16 protein-coding genes are annotated in these 20587 nt (G+C 55.0%); 4 read left to right on the top strand and 12 right to left on the bottom strand.

Annotation, left to right across the window (positions count from 1 at the left end; genetic code table 11):
• Positions 1-4 precede the first annotated feature (4 nt).
• The 3 genes from ACFSNN_RS39285 to ACFSNN_RS39275 form a co-directional block, all read right to left on the bottom strand.
• Positions 5-772: a glucose 1-dehydrogenase gene (locus ACFSNN_RS39285; RefSeq protein ID WP_134465233.1), complete on the bottom strand. Its 768-nt coding sequence runs from the start codon at positions 770-772 to the stop codon at positions 5-7.
• Between the two features lie 118 nt (positions 773-890).
• Positions 891-2540 carry an AMP-binding protein gene (locus tag ACFSNN_RS39280; protein WP_134465234.1) on the bottom strand — a complete coding sequence of 550 codons (1650 nt, stop codon included), beginning with the start codon at positions 2538-2540 and terminating at the stop codon, positions 891-893.
• Positions 2541-2635: 95 nt separating this feature from the next.
• Positions 2636-2911 (bottom strand): hypothetical protein, encoded by a 276-nt coding sequence (locus tag ACFSNN_RS39275; protein WP_134465235.1) that lies wholly within the window; start codon positions 2909-2911, stop codon positions 2636-2638.
• Positions 2912-3128: 217 nt separating this feature from the next.
• Here ACFSNN_RS39275 and ACFSNN_RS39270 point away from each other — a divergent pair, with 217 nt between their 5' ends.
• Positions 3129-4085, top strand: coding sequence for a LysR family transcriptional regulator (locus ACFSNN_RS39270; RefSeq protein WP_166799384.1), 957 nt, complete (start codon positions 3129-3131; stop codon positions 4083-4085).
• 767 nt (positions 4086-4852) lie between these two features.
• Here ACFSNN_RS39270 and adk read toward each other — a convergent pair.
• The 4 genes from adk to ACFSNN_RS39250 all read right to left on the bottom strand — a co-directional run bounded on the left by adk (position 4853) and on the right by ACFSNN_RS39250 (position 10566).
• Positions 4853-5518 (bottom strand): adenylate kinase, encoded by a 666-nt coding sequence (gene adk / locus ACFSNN_RS39265; protein ID WP_134465237.1) that lies wholly within the window; start codon positions 5516-5518, stop codon positions 4853-4855.
• Positions 5519-5692: 174 nt separating this feature from the next.
• The gene (locus ACFSNN_RS39260) at positions 5693-6925 is read right to left on the bottom strand and encodes a CaiB/BaiF CoA transferase family protein (protein WP_134465238.1); all 1233 of its coding nucleotides are present in this window, start codon (positions 6923-6925) and stop codon (positions 5693-5695) included.
• An 840-nt stretch (positions 6926-7765) separates the two neighbouring features.
• The gene (locus ACFSNN_RS39255) at positions 7766-8899 is read right to left on the bottom strand and encodes a porin (RefSeq protein WP_134465239.1); all 1134 of its coding nucleotides are present in this window, start codon (positions 8897-8899) and stop codon (positions 7766-7768) included.
• Between the two features lie 761 nt (positions 8900-9660).
• A complete protein-coding gene (locus ACFSNN_RS39250; protein WP_166799385.1) occupies positions 9661-10566 on the bottom strand; it encodes a helix-turn-helix domain-containing protein in 906 nt (301 codons plus the stop codon).
• Positions 10567-10852: 286 nt separating this feature from the next.
• Here ACFSNN_RS39250 and ACFSNN_RS39245 point away from each other — a divergent pair, with 286 nt between their 5' ends.
• Together ACFSNN_RS39245 and ACFSNN_RS39240 are read left to right on the top strand one after the other, a co-directional pair.
• Positions 10853-12040, top strand: a complete 1188-nt coding sequence (locus ACFSNN_RS39245) for an aminotransferase-like domain-containing protein (RefSeq protein ID WP_208949599.1) — start codon at positions 10853-10855, stop codon at positions 12038-12040.
• A 413-nt stretch (positions 12041-12453) separates the two neighbouring features.
• Positions 12454-13851, top strand: coding sequence for an amino acid permease (locus tag ACFSNN_RS39240; RefSeq protein WP_208949626.1), 1398 nt, complete (start codon positions 12454-12456; stop codon positions 13849-13851).
• 566 nt (positions 13852-14417) lie between these two features.
• Here ACFSNN_RS39240 and ACFSNN_RS39235 read toward each other — a convergent pair.
• From ACFSNN_RS39235 to ACFSNN_RS39220, 4 genes are all read right to left on the bottom strand, one after another.
• Positions 14418-15869, bottom strand: a complete 1452-nt coding sequence (locus ACFSNN_RS39235; protein WP_134465242.1) for an NAD(P)(+) transhydrogenase (Re/Si-specific) subunit beta — start codon at positions 15867-15869, stop codon at positions 14418-14420.
• Positions 15870-16193, bottom strand: coding sequence for an NAD(P) transhydrogenase subunit alpha part 2 (locus ACFSNN_RS39230; protein ID WP_134465243.1), 324 nt, complete (start codon positions 16191-16193; stop codon positions 15870-15872).
• Between the two features lie 11 nt (positions 16194-16204).
• Complete coding sequence (locus tag ACFSNN_RS39225) at positions 16205-17347, bottom strand: Re/Si-specific NAD(P)(+) transhydrogenase subunit alpha (protein ID WP_134465244.1); 1143 nt, start codon at positions 17345-17347, stop codon at positions 16205-16207.
• Between the two features lie 339 nt (positions 17348-17686).
• Positions 17687-18631, bottom strand: a complete 945-nt coding sequence (locus ACFSNN_RS39220; RefSeq protein ID WP_134465245.1) for a ketopantoate reductase family protein — start codon at positions 18629-18631, stop codon at positions 17687-17689.
• A gap of 209 nt (positions 18632-18840) precedes the next feature.
• Between ACFSNN_RS39220 and ACFSNN_RS39215 the strand changes: the two genes are divergently transcribed.
• Complete coding sequence (locus tag ACFSNN_RS39215; protein WP_134465246.1) at positions 18841-19314, top strand: Lrp/AsnC family transcriptional regulator; 474 nt, start codon at positions 18841-18843, stop codon at positions 19312-19314.
• Between the two features lie 156 nt (positions 19315-19470).
• Here the strand turns inward: ACFSNN_RS39215 and ACFSNN_RS39210 are convergent, their stop codons facing one another.
• Entirely contained in the window at positions 19471-20355 is an 885-nt protein-coding gene (locus ACFSNN_RS39210; protein ID WP_134465247.1) for an alpha/beta fold hydrolase, read from the bottom strand.
• Between the last annotated feature and the right edge of the window lie 232 nt (positions 20356-20587).

Below are 20587 nucleotides of genomic sequence, written 5' to 3'. Positions count from 1 at the left end.
TTATTTACCCATGCATTGTCAGACCACCGGAGACAGAAATGACCTGCCCGGTAATGAAATCGGCGTCGTCGCTGGAGAGGAACGCGACGATGCCGGGGATGTCTGCGGGTTGACCCAAACGCTTCAGCGGAATCGCGCGCAGAAGCCCGTCGTAGACTTTTTGACCGAATTCACCCTCGCCCATGAACGAGCGCAGCAGCGCAGTGTCAGTCGGGCCCGGGCAAACCACGTTCACACGCACGTTTTTGCGTGCGTATTCGCGCGCGACGGTTTTGCTGAACGCAGTAATGCCCCCCTTGCATGCCGAGTACACGGACTCGCCCGACGATCCCACGCGGCCGGCGTCTGAAGCGATATTAATGACTTTGCCACCGCCGTCCGACACCATGAAGGGCAACACAGCATGGTGAAGATTCAGCGGCCCCATCAGATTGATGGCAACAACCTTGTTCCAGAAGTCCGGAGTGGTCTCCAGGAACGGCATTGCAACATCCCATCCAGCGTTGTTGACCAGTACGTCGATTCGCTTCAGGTCCGCATGTACCTGTTGGATGGTTTGCACCACGGCAGCGTGGTCGGTAATATCCAGTTGAACTGGCGTGAGTTGCTCCGAATATTCCTTCAACTGCTCCTTCAATTCGTCAAGACCGCTCTGACTCAGGTCAAGAGCGACCACGTGAGCCCCCTCCTCACAGAAACGCTGCACCAGGCTACGGCCAATGCCACCCGCCGCACCTGTAACGACAGCCACCTTGTCTTTCAAACCACGCATTTCGGATACTCCTTGGTTGTTGGATGTTGCTCAGCGAGGACCATAAGGCCGATTGGGGCAGGAGGAAGCGTCTTGTCCCCTTCTCACATCTAGCTCGCCTTCACGCTCCTGACGCGATTCAAGCGTCGCGCGCCGCAACCACATTTGATGCGTGCTTGCGGAGTGCGAATTTCTGGATCTTCCCGGTTGCTGTTCTGACAATCGCCTCGAAAATGACATGCTTGGGCGTCTTGAACCCGGGAAGTTTTGTGCGGCAGAATTTGATGATGTCTTCCTGCGTCACAAGGCCGTCGTGATCTGGATGCAACTCGACTACAGCACACGGAACCTCGCCCCACTTCTCATCAGGCACTGCCACAACTGCGACACCCACAACTGCTGGATGCGTGCAAAGCACTTCTTCAATTTCAATCGAGGACACGTTCTCTCCTCCGGAGATGATGATGTCCTTTAAGCGATCCTTGATCTCGATGTAGCCATCCTCGTGGACGACAGCAAGATCTCCGCTGCGATACCAGCCTCCTGCAAAGGCTTCACGCGTTGCCTCGGGATTCTTTAAATATCCCTTCATGCCGAGGTTTCCCCGGAACATCACTTCGCCCATGGTCTTGCCGTCACGCGGAACCGGTTGGCAGGATCCCGAATCAGCGACCACCAGTTCGCCGCCCACGACCGTACACACTCCTTGACGTCCCATATGCGTCAGCCGCTCATCCTGCGGCATGTCGCTCCAATCATCCTGCTGAACACAGACCGTGTTGACTCCATGCTGCTCGGTCATTCCATACACGTGCAAAACCTTGAAACCAAGCTCTTCGGTTTGCTTGATCACTTTGATTGGCGGAGATGCGCCAGCGCATGAGATGATGATTGGAGAATCGGGTTTCACCCAACTCTCAGGTTTTCCTGCCACCAAAGAACTCAGAACGGCAGGGGCGCCACAAAAGTGAGTAACGGCGTATTTTTGAATCGCCTCGTAAATGTCTTCGATGACGACCTTGCGCAAGCAGACGTGCGTGCCCGCAACGGCTGCCAGTGCCCACGCATAACACCACCCGTTACAGTGGAACAGCGGCAAGGTCCATAGATAGACGGGGTTTCCAACATTGAGGCCAGCATAGATAACCGTTCCCAGCGCGTTCAGATATGCCGCGCGATGGTGGTACACCACGCCTTTTGGATTGCCGGTCGTACCAGACGTATAGTTCAGCGCAATCGCATCCCATTCGTCTTGCGGATAAAAAATCTGTGCGTCAGTCGGGGCATTCTTCAGAAAATCCTCATACTCGACTACTCCGACCCGGTTCGCATCCGGAAAGTCTTCGTCGCTGATATCGATGACGTCAATCTGCATGCCGGCCAAGCTCAGGGCTTCACGGGCGACATCCGCAAACTGCCGATCCACGAGTAGCAGGCGCGTCTCAGAATGTTGCAAGATGAAGGCGATCGCCGCTGCATCCAGCCGGATATTTATGCAATTGAGGACGGAACCCGACATGGGAACGCCAAATTGCGCCTCAAGCATCTCCGGGATATTCGTTGCGAGAACCGAGACCGTCTCTCCGGGCTGAACGCCGGCGCCGATTAGTGCTCGTGCGAGGCTTCGGCACCGTTGTGCGTACTGCGCCCACGTGTAGCGCCGGTGTTTGTAAATGACCGCAGTGCGATTTGGAAATACCTCGGCCGCCCGATCAAGCAGCCGAATTGGAGTCATAGCCTGAAAATTGGCCGGATTTCTTTCCAGACCCACTTCGAACTTGTTTGTCATGTCTCACTCACTCTTTATATTGCCGGCAGGAAAGCCATCGGCAGGGCAGTACTGTTAGATGTGCACGGTGCTGTGAAGCGCCAAGCACATCAGCGTCAAAGTACGTCGCGGCTGAATGTGGTACCAATTCGATTCTTCGCCTGGTTCTCGATACCGCTGCGCGCGCTCAGGTTGTCGCCCCAAACCAGATCAACCAACAATCGACTATTCTCGCGTCCGATCTTTGCGCCCTGCTTGGCACAGAGAGCCTTGCCATATATGTAAAGAAATTGCTTGTGATCTCGTTCCCCAACTTCTGCGATCGTCTCTGCAGCAGCCCAGAATTTGCCGTTCGAAATGGTCGGACCTTCCGACCGGTCGATGCGATCCATTAAGGATGTGCATACAAACAGAATCCGATATCTCCGACGACAGAGATATCCTCGACCACATCCCGATATATGTCAAGTACTTGATATATATTTTCGTGTGAAATCTAGCACATTCGGCTACCATGTCAGATGTCATCATCCATCGCGACATGTAGATGTCGTTTTCATCGCCCCTACTCTAACGATCCTGTCGCTCGGAACAACTCCCGAGGTAAGCATGCAAAACCCGTCTGGTCGCCGCCCTACGCTCCTCGCCATGCGTGCTTTCGTGTTGCTGATCGAGACTGAAAACCGCGAGAAAGCCGCAACACAAATGGAAATTACCGTCGCACAGGTAACGGCATTGATGAGAGAGCTTGAAAAGCGGCTTGGTGTTCAACTGCTTCTGCGAACCGGCGAACGCTACGTGCCCACCGAAGCCGGAATTGATTTTGGTGCGCGTTGTCGTGAAGTGATTGCACTCACGGACGAAGCGGAAGCCATGTGTTCAGGCGCTGCTATGGCGCCACGCGGTCTTCTGCGAATTCAATGCGATGTTGGTTTTGGTCAGCGCTACGTTCTTCCGGTAATCGGCAACTTCTGCGCCCGATTTCCACAGATCACAGTCGAATTCAGCACGTCCTCGAGTACGTCCGACCTCCTCATTCGAGGAGTCGATGCCAGCATTCATCTTGCCGATAGGCTCATGGACCCTCGCGGGCTCAGCAGGAAGCTGGGGGATACCTTTATGGTGTTGTGTGCCTCACCGGCTTATCTTGAAAAGCATGGCCATCCAAGAACTCCGGTCGATCTGTACGATCAGCCTTGTTTTCGTTTAATCAGCCCTTCTGTTCCGACCGATTGGAATCTGATCGACGATACCGGAACAACGCAGCGGCTATTGCTGAGGAGCAGGTTAACGACTGATACCCCCGAATTGCTCACTGAGGTAACGCTGCAAGGCAAAGGAATCGCCTTAATGCCTACGTTCTGCGCCATCGAATTGGTCCGCGCGGGCAGGTTGCAGCACGTTCTTAGGGAATGGCGCTCGCAAGACATCGGTGTCTATGCAACGTTTTCGGCTCAGCAACCCCTGGATTCCAAATCCCGCGCCTGGCTAGAATGGGTTACTGAGCGAATCACACCACAGCTTCAAACGGACCGCGAGTATTTCAGGATTCAATCACAACAGTGATTTATCAGTCTTTGTCGTCCACCCCGTCATTAGCTTGCGGCTGGCGCGCATGATATGGAACAGTCACGAATTCCTGCTCCTGGACAGCGCGGACCCCGTCGAGAGTGACGGTGATATGCTCTCAAAACGGACTCATCCGGTTGTACCAAATCCTTCCGGGCCATTCGAAAATCACGATATTCCTGCTGCGCCGCCTGCATGCGCCTTTAAGCCCCGGCCTGAAGACTGAGATCTCAGCCTCGAGATAGAAGGAAAAGCTTGTAGTGGCTAGGGATGCTTCCCGATCGCCCGCACGGCACCGAAGCAATCAAAATGAGATTGAATAACTGACCCATCCCGATTGGCAGTCCGTCGAGTTTTGTGATGTCTTACTGCCAAGCGATACTCGACACCCGGAGAAATATCGGTCTCGCGATACTCTGATTGCTGTATCGAAGTCTGCCTCTGTCGCGAGATGCTTATGATCGACACTAATCAACCATCCGTTCGCTGATCTGCACCACCTGATCCTGCCTGCTTCATACATATCCGAGAACCATCGCCAAATACGGGCATCTTCTTCATTTGCCCTATTTGCCGCCTCGAATCGCAGAGTGTCGTGATGGTCGGTCGACATAGATGCTCCCAATCTATTACGCACACACAGGCTATGCTCCAACCGCCTGGCTCGCGTCAATTTCAGATAATCTTGTGAAGTTTTTGGCGCAGCACACTTCGGACTCGAACGCCATCCCGACGGAGGACACATTTAGCGAACCCGCAAATCATTACTTCAACGACTCAACGACACGCGCGCTAATCTCCTCGACCGAACCCAGACCTGAAATTCGGCAGTAACGGGGTGGCTTTATCAACGGCTTCAATTCATCGTCTTGCGCCCATTGCTGATAGTAGTCAATCAGCGGCTTTGTCTGCGCGGTGTACACATCAAGCCGTCGTCTAACCGTCTCCTCCTTGTCATCATCCCGTTGAATAAGCGGCTCACCCGTTACGTCATCGAGATTCTCGATGCGAGGCGGATTGAACTTCGCGTGATAAGTACGCCCAGACGCCGCGTGGACCCGTCGTCCGCTCATACGTCCGATGATTTCGTCAAACGGCACATCAATTTCAAGCACCAGATCGACCACAACTGCAGCCTGCCGCAGCGCTTCAGCCTGCGGTATCGTGCGCGGAAAACCGTCAAACAAGTAGCCGTTTTTGCAATCAGATGCTTCCAGGCGCTCTTTGACGAGGCCGATAATCAATTCGTCAGGAACCAGTTCCCCTAGGTCCATAAAGCGCTTCGCCTCAATGCCCAAGGGTGTTCCATTCTTTACCGCAGCACGCAGCATATCGCCAGTCGAAATCTGGGGAATACCCAGATTTTTCGTTATACAGGTCGCTTGAGTTCCCTTACCGGCGCCTGGAGCGCCCAACAAAATTAAACGCATGCTCTAGCCTCCCATCTGAGCCCCCAACAATAGCCAGCACCGGGGTAGCTCGATTGAATTTTTGAAAATGTCAGTCGGTCAACGATAGCCAATACGGACAACGGTTCGAGCAAAAGAAAGAGACCGTTCCGTAGAGCCTTCGTCAAGACCTGCTGATTTCGACTTTGGAGTACGTCAATCGCGCAAACTGAACTGTTCAATCACCTGCTCAGACACGAGTCGACTAATATCTTCCTCACCGTAGCCAAGATATCTCAACACATCGACACTGTGCTCTCCCAACTCAGGCGCTTTGCGTGGCTCTGTCTTTGGCACACCTGAAATATTCAAAGGACTATTTATTGTGTGCGTTGCATTCCCATGCGGCCTTTCCAGGGGGACAAATATGTCGTTCGCGTACATTTGCTGGTCCCTGACGACTTCTTCAGCATTCTGAACAACACCATATACAACGCGACATTCATCAAAGACTTGCTTCCAGTATTCCAGAGAATACCGCGAGAACGTTTCGTCAAGGATTTGAACAAGCGCTGCCGAATTCTCAGCGCGCGCCGTACTACTCGAGAAGCGTGCATCAGTGTGAAGCGACGGAATCTGCACGGCCTCGAGGAGCCGCTGCCAGTCCTTGTCCAGCAGCAGGAAAAGCAACAGCCAGCGCCCGTCCGAGCATTGATACGGATTCAGCAGGGGATTAGGAGGCGTTTTTCGGGTCCGTGGGCTATCAATCTGCGCACCGCCCAGCCAACCCTCAAGCCAGAGCGCAGAAGCCCACGCGCCTTGCGCTATCAGTGATGTGGAGACGTGACTTCCCTTTCCTGTTTTCTCACGATGATAGAGGCCCGTGACAATCGCCGAATACAGGGTACACGCAGTAGCGTGATCTCCGATGCCCGGTATCGGCATAGTGGGTGGGCTGGTCCCGTCCCTGGTTACATCCATCAATCCCGAGCGCGCCCAATAGGCAGTCACGTCAAAACCGGGTTTATCCGCCTCCGGCCCGTTTGCCCCATATCCGGTGACATCTGCGTACACAAGGCGTTCGTTCATCGCAGACAACGCCTCATATGTCAGGCCGAGTTTCGCCTTCACACTCTGCGGGAAGTTGACAACCGCTACATCGGCCCATTGCACAAGGCGCGTCACCACTTCTTTTGCAGTCGGCGACTTCAGATCGAGCGCAAGACTATGCTTGTTGCGATTGGTGAGTTGCCATGGATAGTTGTGCTCGCTCACAGGGTTGGACGGTGACTTATAAAAATAACGATACGGATCACCGATTCCCGGTGGTTCCACTTTCACGACCGTTGCGCCAAAGTCCGAAAGGATGGTCGTTGCGGCAGGACCTGCGATATAGCTGGCGAAATCAACTACTTTCAGGGTCGAGAAAATGGATTCAGAAGATTGCATAACGCTCGGAAGTCAAAGGATGCAAGGACCTTGAAGCAACGGTTGTTATTTCGACCGGCATCAAGAAGCGTGGGATTGGACGGCGGGCCGCCTCACATCCATGTAGCTATCAGACAACATGTAGCAGAGCACTTGGGAAGGAGGCGCCTAAGAACCAATCTTTCGCAGAACCTGTCACCGAGGCGATCGACCGACGAAGATCGATATGCCCCCAAAAACCACGCCCATCTCCGCATGCAATCGCCGGCGTCTGTCGGCCGACACCTATCAGCGCTGCAAGCGCATGAGTGGATACTAGACCTCATCCGCGATTTGTGTCAAGTACATTACGTATTTATTCGTGTAGAGTTCGCCTTTACAATGATGACACATATTCACGTATCATCATCATGCTATAAATATGCGATACCACGCAAGAATCCACCAGCCTTCGGGGGCTTGCGGCCACTTCGCACTGCACCGAGCGATCACCGAAGCAGAGGCCCGCAGGGCTCCCGCTGGACCGTTCACCGTTCGGGCTACACTAGCGCCGCTTCTGACGCTGGTCGACTTCGGTCTGCACCAGTTTTCGCTGCTCCGCGTTAGCCGGGTTACCGCGACGTCATATCAGGAATTCACCATGGTTGATGCCTACCTGTACTCCGGCCTGCCGATGCCTTTTGGACGCGTCGCTGACACACACGTTCCGACTATTGCGGTCGTCGGAAAACAGACTACGATCTTCAAAAAAAACCCGTGCCGAAACACGGGAAGAACGGGCAACACCCGTTGGAGACAGCCGAAATTCGCCTGTAGCAGCGTATGCACCCGGTTGAAAGATGCGTAACCGGGTGCATGACCTCAGAACCTGTGACGTATGCCTACAAGAGCGAGAGCCTGGTTGTTCGAACCGGAATCAATGTCAGTTGATCCAATAACCGCTTGCGCTGCACCAGTCCCATTCTGGCCCGTCGCATGGGCATAAGCCAGCACCCCGTACACGTCCGTTCGCTTGCTGATGCTATAGTCCGCTGCAAGAGCGAACTGATGCTGCTTGGCAGATGAATCACCGGATGACTTCATGTAGTCGTACCCAATCTGAGTCGAAAGGGTTGGCAACACCTGCCATACGGCGTAGATCTCACCGTTGTTGTACTTTTCTGACTTTGTGAAGGTCGAGCTGGCGTCAGCATTGTATTGCGAGAAACTGTAGTAACCGCCAATTGTCACGGCACCAATCACGTAGTTGCCACCTGCGCGTGTAATGTCGATGGACCGTGCTGAGGAATACGCTTTGTTCACCGAGCTGTTAAACAGCGAGTCTGCAGACGTGGTTCCTCGCGTAGAAACCGTTGCATTACCGTTGTCGATACGTTGATAGCCAGCCGCAACCGTAAAGGAGCCCGCACTGTAGGTTGCCGCTCCCGCATATGTCTGCCCCGACCCCACAGCCCCAGCGATCCCACCAAACGAGTAGATGGCGGACAGCTGCAGGCCACCCCAATTCGGGCTGGCCCATTTCACCGAGTTGTTGATACGGATGCTGTTGTCGGCATTGTCGATGTCTCCCGGGCTGGTAAAGAATCCCCCGAGATAGTTATCCCCTTGGACCGGTTGCACGAAATCCACAAGTGGATCGTACTGCCTCCCGGTCGTTAGCGTACCCCATGTCGCTCCACTCAGACCGACAAATGCCTGACGTCCAAACATCCGCCCACCTTGCGCCGCCGCTCCGTTTGTAGAATTGAATCCATTCTCGAGCTGGAATACTGCCTTCAGTCCACCACCAAGATCTTCAGCACCTTTGAGACCAAATCTCGAACCGGACTCATTCCCGCTTGTCAGCGCGATCTGCGTAGATTTTCCGCCACTGTTATGCACGTACATCAACCCGGTGTCCACAATCCCATACAGTGTGACGGTGTTTTGGGCGTGGACCTGTGTTGCGACTATCGCAGTGCAAGCCAAAAGCGAGATTCGAATTTTTTCTTTCATTTAACCTCCAAATCATTTAGTTATACCAACGTTTTAATTTAGACTTCCCCAAACCCACTTCAACCACTGCAGATGTCAACGTCCTTCTCGCCTTACCTATTTTTGTATAGGGCAGTGCATGAGCCAAGCTCAACTCGCTCAAACAGTCGGTCTCGTGTGACGCGCCTGAGAGAGTTCAGGTGCCAAGTCCTCAGGCATCGCAGGTTCACGGTATGACCGCCTCCTCGTATCGGATCCCATGGTATCTGCACCTTGTTTCGGTGATATCGAGATACCGATCGACAATCTTGACAATCAACACAGGCTCCGACCGCCATGCCGAAGACAAGGCTGGAAAGGCTTTTACGCAATGTTTGTAGCCTAACCGGGTCAATTTGGCATTACTTGTCGTATTCGGGCCAGCAAGAAGGTACGGACGCAACAATCCGAGCGCGAAGTGTTGAGATGGCGAAACAGATCGTTCTCTATCGATGTCTGATGGGATTGTTCACTAATTCTTCACCGCCTCGCGGCCTCACGGCTGACGCGTGCGCCGGAGTCTCGCGGAAGCCTCAGCCCCGTAGACGGTCTCGCGGCACATATAGCAAGCAAACCTCGTAGCGCGAACACCGAAGGCCGATTGTGCGCACGTCGACAGAACCCATTCTCTGCTCTGCCGCCAATAGCTTCATTTGGACATGAAGTCAACAACTGCACCGTGCATATGCACATTAAAACAAATCACGAGAGACCCTTCTCGCAGCAATCCGGGTTCCTGCAACTCAATAAGAATTGCCACGATTGCGCCATTGCGATGGCGTCATACCCGTCATTTGCTTGAACGTCGAACTCAAATGACTTTGATTCGCAAATCCGCATGCCTCCGCGATATCACATAAGAGTTTGTGCCTTTCTGCGAGCAACTGCTTCGCCTTTTCAAGACGGATTCCCGCAAGCCATCGATGAGGAGTCTCCCCTGTCTGCTCCCGGAACGCGCGGAAGAATTGTCGTGCGCTCAATCCCGCCGCCTGCGCGAGATCGTCTACGTGGATGTTCTCGGAAAGGTGGCTTTCAACAAAAGCACGCACCTGTCGCATCCGCCAGGCAGGCATCGACACCGGCGCAACAGAGTTGTCTGTCGCCTTGGAGCGCTTCAGCAGGTTTGCGATGATTGCCGTAATGATGCCGTCGCTTACGTAGGCATCGAGAAATTGATCACCGATGCAGGAGGCCCACAACTGTTTCATCGCCCCCTCAATAAACTCGTCCTCCCATGTATCAGAGGAAAGGTCCCAAAAGGCCGATTTGATGGTCTTAGGGCACATCTCCCCAAGAACGCTGCGGACGGACGCATTTGGGATGCAGAGAGTCAACATCGTCCGCGCTCCGTCGACGTCCCACGCACTCTGCAAATCTGGCGGCACGACCAGCATTCGTCCGACGCTAACACGTTGCGTGACACTACGATTGTTGATACGCCACGTCCAGCGGCAGTCCTTCTCCACCGCCAGCGGAAGCGCAAGCAGTGTTTCGCCGAGTTCCGGATCCACGTATCTATGTGGGAGCGACTCCACCGTCAACATCTGGAACGGAATACGACCGGCCGCGCGCCGATGTTCCTGCCGGAACCTTCTGTATTCAGACATCTGATGAAATTGAGCGTAACTGCTCCACTCCTGCTGCCTCATGTGGCCTCCAACCAAACGCATGACAACACGCAACTATTGTGCCAAGCATAACAAAAAACGTCCGAATAAACGCGTGTTACGAAGGCACAGTTCTGACAACTGCGACGTGAATTCGAAAGTGCTCATTGTTTTGCCTTGTTAGCCTGACGATACTCCCCGCGCAATAGTGTCGAGCTTAATCCAGCGTGGGTACGAACGAAAATCAACGATTCCCGGGCAACCCTGCCGCGCGGGCTCCCACGAGGCGCCAACCCGGGAAGTCCAATCTGGCATTACGGAGATCACAGTGAACTATTCAAAAAGAATGGCCCTCGTTAAACCTTCCGCCATTCGCGAATTGCACAAACTTGAGCACGACCCCGAAGTCATCTCTTTTTGTGGTGGATATCCGGACGCTTCGCTGTTTCCAGTCGAAAACCTGCGTGAGACATATCAGTCTGTCATTTCTTTGGACAAACTGGCGTTCCAGTACACACATTCGCAAGGAGACGCGACACTGCGTCAGCAGATTGCCGACAAGATGCAGGCGGAAGGCGTTGCTTGCGATGCCGACAATATTGTCGTTCTGCAAGGTGCACAGCAGGGTCTTGACTTCGCTGGGAAAATGTTCATCGATGAAGGCGATACTGTACTCATCGAAGCGCCGACCTTTCTCGGCGCCCTGATCGCTTTCAATACATACGAGCCACATTACATTGGCATTCCCATGGACAGCCAGGGAATCGACCCGGATGCACTGGAAGTGGTACTCAAAAGTGGGCAAGCAGTCAAATTCCTCTATACAATCCCCGATTTTCAGAATCCAGCGGGCGTGACACTGAGCGCAGACCGGCGCCGCCGACTCGTCGATCTGGCAAACCGCTACGACTTCTACATTGTTGAAGACTCGCCCTATCGGGACATGCGCTATTCGGGTGCCTCGGTTCCACCAATCAAGAGCTTCGATAGCCAAGGTCGCGTCATTTTCCTTGGCAGCTTTTCAAAGAGCCTTGTTCCCGGTCTTCGATTGGGTTGGGCGGTCGCTGACAAGGAGATCGTCCAGAATTTTGCGCAACTGAAGCAGGCTGCTGATACACAATGCAGCACGATCAATATGAAAGTTGCGAGTGCCTATCTGAAAACTTTTGATCACGCCAGTCACGTCGAAAACATCGTTAGGCACTATCGCCACAAGCGCGATGTCATGATGAACACCATCGCGGATACTTTTCCAGATTCAGTAGCTCACACCAATCCTGAAGGAGGCATGTTCACCTGGCTGACTTTCCCAGCTGGATTCGACGCGGATCAATTCCTCAAGGCAACACTACTACCGCGCGCCAAGGTGGCCTACGTGCCAGGTGTGCACTTCTATGCGGATACAAGTCACATGCCTGTCAATAACGCACGGCTGAGCTTTTCCGCCTGTACCGACGAGGCCATCGCAGAAGGTGTCAAACGGATGGGCGACGTACTACGCTCTTACCTCGGTTGACAGCCTGTCACGACTTCCGAGGTACTTGAGGTCCCACAGCGGCTTATATCCGCGCGGCATCATCGGTGGGACGCGTCCTTACGCACCGATGATGGCGACCTGCCTCTTGTCATCTTAGCGCCACGACGCAGCGACAGCCACGTCACAACCACGTGGCGACTCGACAGCTCATATCAGATATCCGAATGTGACCTGCGCACGACACGCTCCCGATTTTGTGTCGTTTTGATTCTGTTCAAGCATGGCACTGTCATTGCCATCGACTGCTGCGCCTGCGCCATCTGCCTCCCAATAACTTCTTTTCAAAGAGGCTGGTCACATTCGCCTCACATTTTTAATCCGACTAAAAACAACAGAACGGTAATGTCATGAGCAACGTACTGGAGAGAGACACTAGAGTCGAACGCGACCATATGGTCACGGGCGGAGAACTCGCACGCGGGCTATCGAATCGACATATTCAGTTAATTTCTATCGGTGGTGCAATCGGAACCGGCCTATTCATGGGCGCTGGTAAAACCATCAGCATTTCTGGAACCTCGATCATTCTCACCTACATGATCATCGGTTTTTTCCTGTTCTTCGTCATGCGGGCGATGGGAGAAATGCTCCTTTCAGACCTCAAGTACAAGTCTTTCGCCGATTTTTGTTCAACCTATCTGGGGGCATGGGCGGGCTTCTTCATCGGCTGGTCGTATTGGCTCACATGGGTAGTCGGATCAATAGCCGACTACGTTGTGGTAGGCGGCTATCTGCAGTTCTGGTTCCCCACGCTACCGGCTTGGGTTCCGGCCGTTTCAACACTTGCCGCGTTGCTGCTGCTTAATGTACTCACCGTCAAACTGTTTGGCGAGCTGGAATTCTGGTTTGCGATCATCAAGATCATCGCAATTGTGAGTCTGATTTCTGTAGGCGCATACCTGACCTCCATATCTTTCGTCTCCCCAAACGGCGTGCGCTCTTCCCTCTCTAATGTGATCGAAAGGGAGTCGTTCATGCCGCACGGCCTGCTCGGCTTCTTCGCCGGCTTTCAGATTGCCATCTTCTCTTTCGCCGGCATCGAACTCGTCGGCACGACAGCTGCGGAAACCAAGGATCCAGAAAGAAACCTGCCGCGAGCTATCAATGCGGTGCCGCTGCGCGTCATTCTCTTCTACGTCCTCTCGTTAATTTGCATCATCTCGGTCTCTTCATGGTCGAAAATCAGCGCGCACGTTAGCCCGTTTGTACAACTGTTCGTGGCCGCTGGCTTCCCAATGGTCGCAGGCGTCATCAATTTTGTGGTGACCACTTCGGCAATGTCTGCCGCCAACAGCGGTGTCTTTTCAACGAGCAGAATGCTGTACGGTCTGGCGATGAAGAGCGATGCACCGAAAATATTTAAATGGTTGACCTCGCACTCGGTGCCTGTCATGGGCCTTATTTTCTCGTGTCTGTGCATGCTGGCAGGAATTCTTCTTCTGTTCATCATCCCCGACGTCATGTCAATCTTTACAATCGTGTCGACGGTGTCCGCCATCCTTTTTATCTTCGTCTGGTCTCTTATATTGGTTGCTTATATCGTCTACCGTATGCGCAGCCCGGACCTGCACGCAAAGTCCAAATTCAAGATGCCCGGAGGCGTCCCGATGGCCAGCATCTCCCTCGTGTTCTTCATCTTCGTCGTCGGCCTGCTTGCGCTCGACGCGGATACAAGGTTGGCATTACGTCTCATGCCGCTCTGGTTCCTGTTTCTCTTTGTAGCCTACAGGTTAACCGGGCGTAGTCGCCGACGTTTTGCGTTGCCCCCACGAGCAGAGATTGCGGAGTGACGGAAGTTCGCGGAGCGTTGGAGCCGGTCGGCTCAATCGCTCCCACTGCCCTCGGCTCCCCCCAACTACGCACAAGCACAGTTCACTGCGCTCATGAACCGCTTGCGTTTCCTGCACGATAGTAGGCGCTAGTGTTCGAGGGTTTTAGTGCCTTCGGCCTACGGCGGTATTGTCAGGAAAATTTTCCCAAAATTAGCCCTTAAACGAGCGCAGGCCCACTGCTCCCACCTCCCGGCGTCCGAAGTTGATTAGCATGCAAATTGGGCTGAAATCGACACAATGCGCCGTGCTTTGCTGCTTGAGAAACCAGTCAAGAACCGACGGCCGCGTTCGAAGCGCTAGTTTGAGCTGCAGAACAATGGTGCTGCTTGCAACATATCTCATCCGTGTTGTCCGGGACGGCTGTACCCTTGGGAGGCCTCCAGCCAACGAAGGATATCCTCTTGGAATATGACGACTCACCTGTCGCCACATCTTGCACGGTGTGTTATCGATTTGCCGACAAATGATGCCGTGATCGGGGGACACCTGCGTGTTCGCGCGCACCCCCAATCGTTCGAACGTTGTCAGTCCACTGCCTTTAACATATCTTCAATGACCTTCTTCGCATCGCCGAACACCATCATCGTCTTGTCCATGTAGAACAGATCGTTGTCGAGGCCGGCGTAGCCTGCCGCCATCGAGCGCTTGTTGACGATCACCGTGCGCGCCTTGTACGCCTCGATAATCGGCATGCCGGCGATCGGTGACTTCGGATCGGTCTTTGCAGCCGGGTTCACCACGTCGTTCGCGCCGAGCACGAGCACCACATCGACCTGGCCGAATTCACCGTTGATGTCTTCCATTTCGTGGACGATTTCATACGGCACTTCGGCTTCGGCCAGCAGCACGTTCATGTGACCCGGCATCCGGCCCGCGACAGGGTGAATCGCGTACCTCACGTCGATGCCCTTCTCGACGAGCTTGTCGGTCAGTTCCTTCAGCGCGTGCTGCGCGCGTGCGACAGCCAGCCCATAACCCGGCACGATCACCACGATTTCGGCATTGCCGAGCATGAACGACGCATCTTCCGCCGAGCCCGACTTCACCGGCTTCTGTTCGCCCGATCCGCCCGTCGTTGCCGCAGCCGCCTCACCGCCGAAGCCACCGAGAATCACGTTGAAGAACGAGCGGTTCATCGCCTTGCACATGATGTACGACAGGATCGCGCCTGACGCACCGACCAGCGAGCCCGCGATAATCAGCATCGCGTTGTTCAGCGAGAAACCGATGCCCGCTGCCGCCCAGCCCGAGTACGAGTTCAGCATCGACACGACGACAGGCATATCCGCGCCGCCGATCGGAATGATGATCAGCACACCCAGCGCAAACGCGATCAGCGTCATGATGATGAACGGCAGCCACGATTGCGTGAGGAAGAAGATCACGCCGAAGCCGATCATTGCGATGGCAAGCAACAGGTTGATCAGATGCTGGCCCGCATACACGACGGGTGCACCCTGAAACAGCCGGAACTTGTACTTGCCCGACAGTTTGCCGAACGCGATCACCGAGCCGCTGAACGTAATCGCGCCGACGAACGTACCAATGAACAGTTCGATCCGGTTGCCATACGGCAGGAAGCCCGGAATGCCATCCTCGAGGCCGAGCCCGAACGCAGCCGGTTCCGACACCACCGCATACGCGATACACACAGCCGCCATACCGATCAGTGAGTGCATCGCGGCGACGAGTTCCGGCATCTTGGTCATCTCGACGCGGGCAGCGAGGAATGCACCGATCCCGCCGCCGATCACCAGCGCGGCGACCACCAGCGAAAGACCCAGCGACAGATTCGAGCCCAGCGAGGCGGCCTGTTTCGCGATCAGCGCGACGGTCGTGAGAATCGCGATCGCCATGCCGATCATGCCGAACATGTTCCCCGTTCGCGCCGTCTTCGGATTGGACAGTCCCTTGAGCGCCTGGATGAAGCAGACCGAGGCGAACAGATAAAGGAGCGTAACGACGTTGAGGCTCATTTACGCACCCTCCCTGGGAGCCGCAATCTTCTTTGGCTCTTTCTTCTTGAACATCTCCAGCATTCGTCTTGTCACGAGAAACCCGCCGAACACGTTCACGGCAGCCAGCACCACGGCGACCGTGCCAAAGAACTTGCCCGTGCCGCCGACGGTCAGACCCGCCGCCAGCATCGCGCCGACAATGACGATCGCCGAAATCGCGTTCGTCACGGCCATCAGAGGCGTATGCAGCGCCGGCGTCACGTTCCAGACGACGTGGTAGCCGACATAAATTGCCAGCACGAAAATGATCAGGTTGATCACGGTATGGTTGATGACTTCCATCAGCCGTCTCCTTATGCCTTGCGTGTGACTTCGCCGTCGCGAGCGACCAGCGTGGCCGCGACGATGTCGTCAGCGAGATCGATATTGAATGCGCCTTCCTTCGTGAAGATCAGCTTCATGAAGTCGAGCAGATTGCGCGCATACAGCGCCGACGCGTCCGACGCGACCATCGACGGGAGATTCGTATAGCCCGCAATCGTCACGCCGTTTTTGACGACGACCTTGTCGGATTCCGTCAGCGGACAGTTGCCGCCGCGCTGGCCTTCGTATTCCGAGCCACGTCCGGCAGCGAGATCGATCAGCACGGAGCCGGGCTTCATCGACTGCACGGTTTCGACGGAAATGAGCGTCGGCGCGGGACGGCCAGGAATCAGCGCGGTCGTGATGACGATATCGGCCTGTTTCGCGCGCTCGTGGACGAGCGCGGCCTGGCGCGTGAGCCACGAAGGCGGCATCGGCCGTGCGTATCCGCCGACGCCAACAGCCGCTTCGCGTTCCTCATCGGTTTCGTAAGGCACATCGAGAAACTTGGCGCCGAGCGATTCGATCTGCTCTTTCACGGCAGGCCGCACGTCCGAGGCTTCGATCACCGCGCCCAGGCGCTTGGCCGTCGCAATCGCCTGCAAACCCGCGACGCCCGCGCCGAGAATCAGCACGCGCGCGGCTTTCACCGTACCCGCCGCCGTCATCAGCATCGGCATGAAGCGCGGATACAGAAAAGCGGCCAAAAGCACCGCTTTATAGCCCGCGATGTTGGCTTGAGACGACAGTACATCGAGACTTTGCGCGCGCGTCGTGCGCGGCGCAGCTTCCAGCGCGAACGCAGTGATGCCCGCCGTTGCTAGCTTCGATGAGTTTTCGGTATTGAACGGCTCGAGCATGCCGATCAGAACGGCGCCGCGTTTAAGAAGCGGCAGTTCTGAATCGGTGGGCGTCTGAACCTTGAGAACGATCTCTGCGCCGAACGCGGTCGGCGCATCGACGAGTTCCGCGCCCGCTGCGGCATAGGCATGGTCGAGATACGCGGCGCTGACTCCCGCCCCGCTCTGTACGGTGACTCTATGACCCTGCGACACGTACTTCTTGACCGTCTCGGGCGTCGCGGCGACGCGCGTTTCGTACGGCCGCGTCTCGGCTGGCACTCCGATGTGCATCCCTTTATCTCCTCAATCTATTTCGTCCTGCGAGTTATGCTAAGACAGGGACTCGCTGTTGCTATAAAAAGTGCATACCCGTTAGCAGCCTGCGACAGCTGCTTATGATGGTTTGCGCAATTGACTCGAATCGGTCAGCGCGGTCCGTTCGGCCGCACCTTCTCACGGCGCAATTACCCGGCTCATTTCGGCGTCGGCAGCAACATCCTTTTAGCTCTCTTTCTCGTTCTCATTGCCGTGCTCGTCGGTCGTCACTAAGGGATTTGGTAGCACCGGGATGGTACATACATATTGCGCACACAGAGCCAGGTAGGCATTCGCCATGCGTCTTCTCGACCCTCAGACTGTTGCCGCTCTGGATAGCTCCACGTTGCGCTCGACACCTTTGACACAGGTAACCAAAGTACGGTTGACGGGAGTTGGTACGTTGTATTTCTCGCCAAGGCGCACAACTGACCCGTTGACGTAGTCGATTTCCGTGACCGATCCTTTCTCGATGCTCTGTAACATCGACGGCTTGAATTCGAACGGCAGTCCGACTGGAATCCGATCCCAAATCTCGCATGGATTGTCCTCCGTAAGATCGATTCCAATCGCCTTTGCCACCGCGATCCCTTCCGCAACCGCAGCCACCCCACAATCCCGCATGCTTGCCAACCGAAAAAGCTCGCCGAAGGTCAGCCGCGTGATGCTGCACAGCGCCGCTGTGGCCACATTGACGAGAAGCTTGTCCCACATCTTGCCCTGAATATTTTCCTCCGCCTCCACACGCAGCCCGGCTCGCTCGAACTCGGCGGCGATACGCAACACCCGCTCCGAAATCTGCCCGCTGAGTTCCCCAATCCGCGTTAGCTGATTGTGTCGTCCAGCGAGCACAACTCCCGGCTCGACCAAAAGGCCACCGACATAGCTCTTACCTGCAATGACTCGTTCGGCACCAACGATTTCCTTGAGTATTTCCTCGTGGCCTAGCCCATTCTGGAGTGACAGCAGGACCGTTTCTGGACCGAAAAGAGCACCCGCTCCAGCCATCGCGGCTTCGGTATCAAACGACTTCACGAGCAGGATTACAAGATCGACTGGTCCTACTGTGTCGCAGTCTGTCGCTACGTTGACCCGAACCATTCGAGATTTCCCGTCTTCACGAAGCTCGAGCCCTCGTGTGACCAATGCTTGATAGTGCGCCCCTTGGCGACATACAAGATAAACATCGGACCCACTTTCAGCCAGACAAGCACCAATGACAGAGCCTAGGGCGCCGGCGCCAAGCACGCAAATCTTCATCTTCTCTCCATGATTGAATTGAGCTACGGTTACTGCAACGCTCCGTCGCGTGGGTCGTGGCAAAGGTCCCAACCGCCTCCAGCGCAATTGCCCGTTAGACGACCGTGGTGACAACGGTACCTAAGTAGAGTCACTATTGTTTGTCTTTATTTGCGCACCGATAATGATCATCATGTGATGAACCAGTCTTTATATTTAGGAATACAGAAATGAATCGTTCAATACCGACACTGGATCGTGCGGATCAGCAAATCCTGGCTGCGTTGCAATCTGACGCCCGTTTGTCCAGCGCCGAGCTATCAGAAAAGGTCAACCTCAGTACCTCTCCGTGCTGGCGCCGGGTAAAACGCCTGGAATCACTGGGGGTCATCACCGGCTATCACGCGCGTGTCGATCCTGTTCAACTTGGGTATGTTGTCACCGCACTGGTGCAGGTCTCCCTAATCCAGCGAAATCTTGATCACATGCGAGTGTTCGAGATGGCAGTCCGCCCACTGCAGGAAGTCATCGCGTGTTACAGCATCTCGGGTGAGTACGATTACCAGTTGATTGTCGTGGCGAAATCACCAACCGAATTCGGCGATTTCGCGCGAGCGCACATCAATGCTTGCACAAGTGTAAAAGACGTTTGCACGTCCTTTGTCGTCAAGGAAGTGAAGTCTCTGGTCGCGCCTCCCGTGTAAGAAGTGAAGAAAAGGCGATTGCTTCGACACTGAGGGATGCCGTGTTGAAGCTCGTCTCGCTGCCAAATTACTCGCCCCGAGCATTCGATAGAACTTTCCTGCCGTTCCGCACGCGACGCCCTTCTCCCCGACGAAGGGGGCACGCCTCATTCGGACTCACGCATTGACAAGCTTCAGGATGGCTGCCGCGAATACGTCGGGCGCCTCCGCCGGTAGATTGTGGCCGCACCCTCGCACAACCTCGTAGTCGTACCCACCCACAAACCTCTCAGGATCTGGACCGCCAGGCGGCTCCACACCATCGTCCTCGCCTACAAGGACGATACACGGGACTTGTACAGGAGGAAGAGTCTGCAAGCGCCTCTCGATTTCGATGTAGGCAGGATCATCCGGTGCAAGCCGATATCGATGACGGTACGAATGCAGCGCGATGTCGACGAAATCAGGATTTTCGAACGAGGCAAAACTGCGTTCGAAGACGTCATCGTCAAATGTCCAATTGGGTGACCATGTTCGCCAGAGGTGGCGACAGAATTTTCGGCGATTCTGCGTCAGGCCCGCGCGACCACGTTCGCTGTGCATGTAATACTGGTACCAGTATCGATGTTCAGCTTCGGGGGATGCCGATCCAACGGCGTCGCGTGCTATGTCCTGCACGGGGACGTTATTGTCTAGCACAACGCCCTTGGCGCGCTCCGGCCAGAGCACGCCGATCAAGGCTGCGATACGCCCACCCCAGTCAAAGCCTGCCAGAGTCGCCGTCTCGATGTTCAAGGCATCGAGAAATGCCAACAGGTCGCTCGCCATCGCCGCCTGTTGCCCCGACCGTGGCGTGGAATCTTCCACGAATCGCGTTGGACCGAACCCCCGAAGGTATGGGACATAAACCCGACAGCCTCTGGACACGAGAATTTTCGTCACATCGCTAAAAGCATGTACGTCGTAAGGAAAGCCATGTAGCAGTACCACCACCGGACCTGCGACTGGTCCCTCTACGAGATACGCTACGTTCAACACACCCGCTTTTACATATTTTGTCATTACTTCCCCGCACGTTCCGTGATCGAGCCCATGTAGATTGGAAATCGCCGTCTGCGAAGCTAACGTCATCACGTTTGGCACGAGGGCCCACGCCGAAAATGTTGAGTCGGAGAAAAGCGAAGGGCGCGCAACTCCATAATCTGCGTCCTTTGAAGCAATTCTAGATAGTGCGCCCCGTGTTGACTTTCAGCGTTCTGCCAGCACTTTTAGAAAACTGACACACGCTAATACT

Source organism: Paraburkholderia dipogonis (genome assembly GCF_042680985.1).
In the GTDB taxonomy this organism is placed as follows: domain Bacteria; phylum Pseudomonadota; class Gammaproteobacteria; order Burkholderiales; family Burkholderiaceae; genus Paraburkholderia; species Paraburkholderia phytofirmans.
The sequence above is the reverse complement of the archived record's forward strand: the minus strand, read 5'-3'. Positions and strand labels throughout refer to the sequence as shown.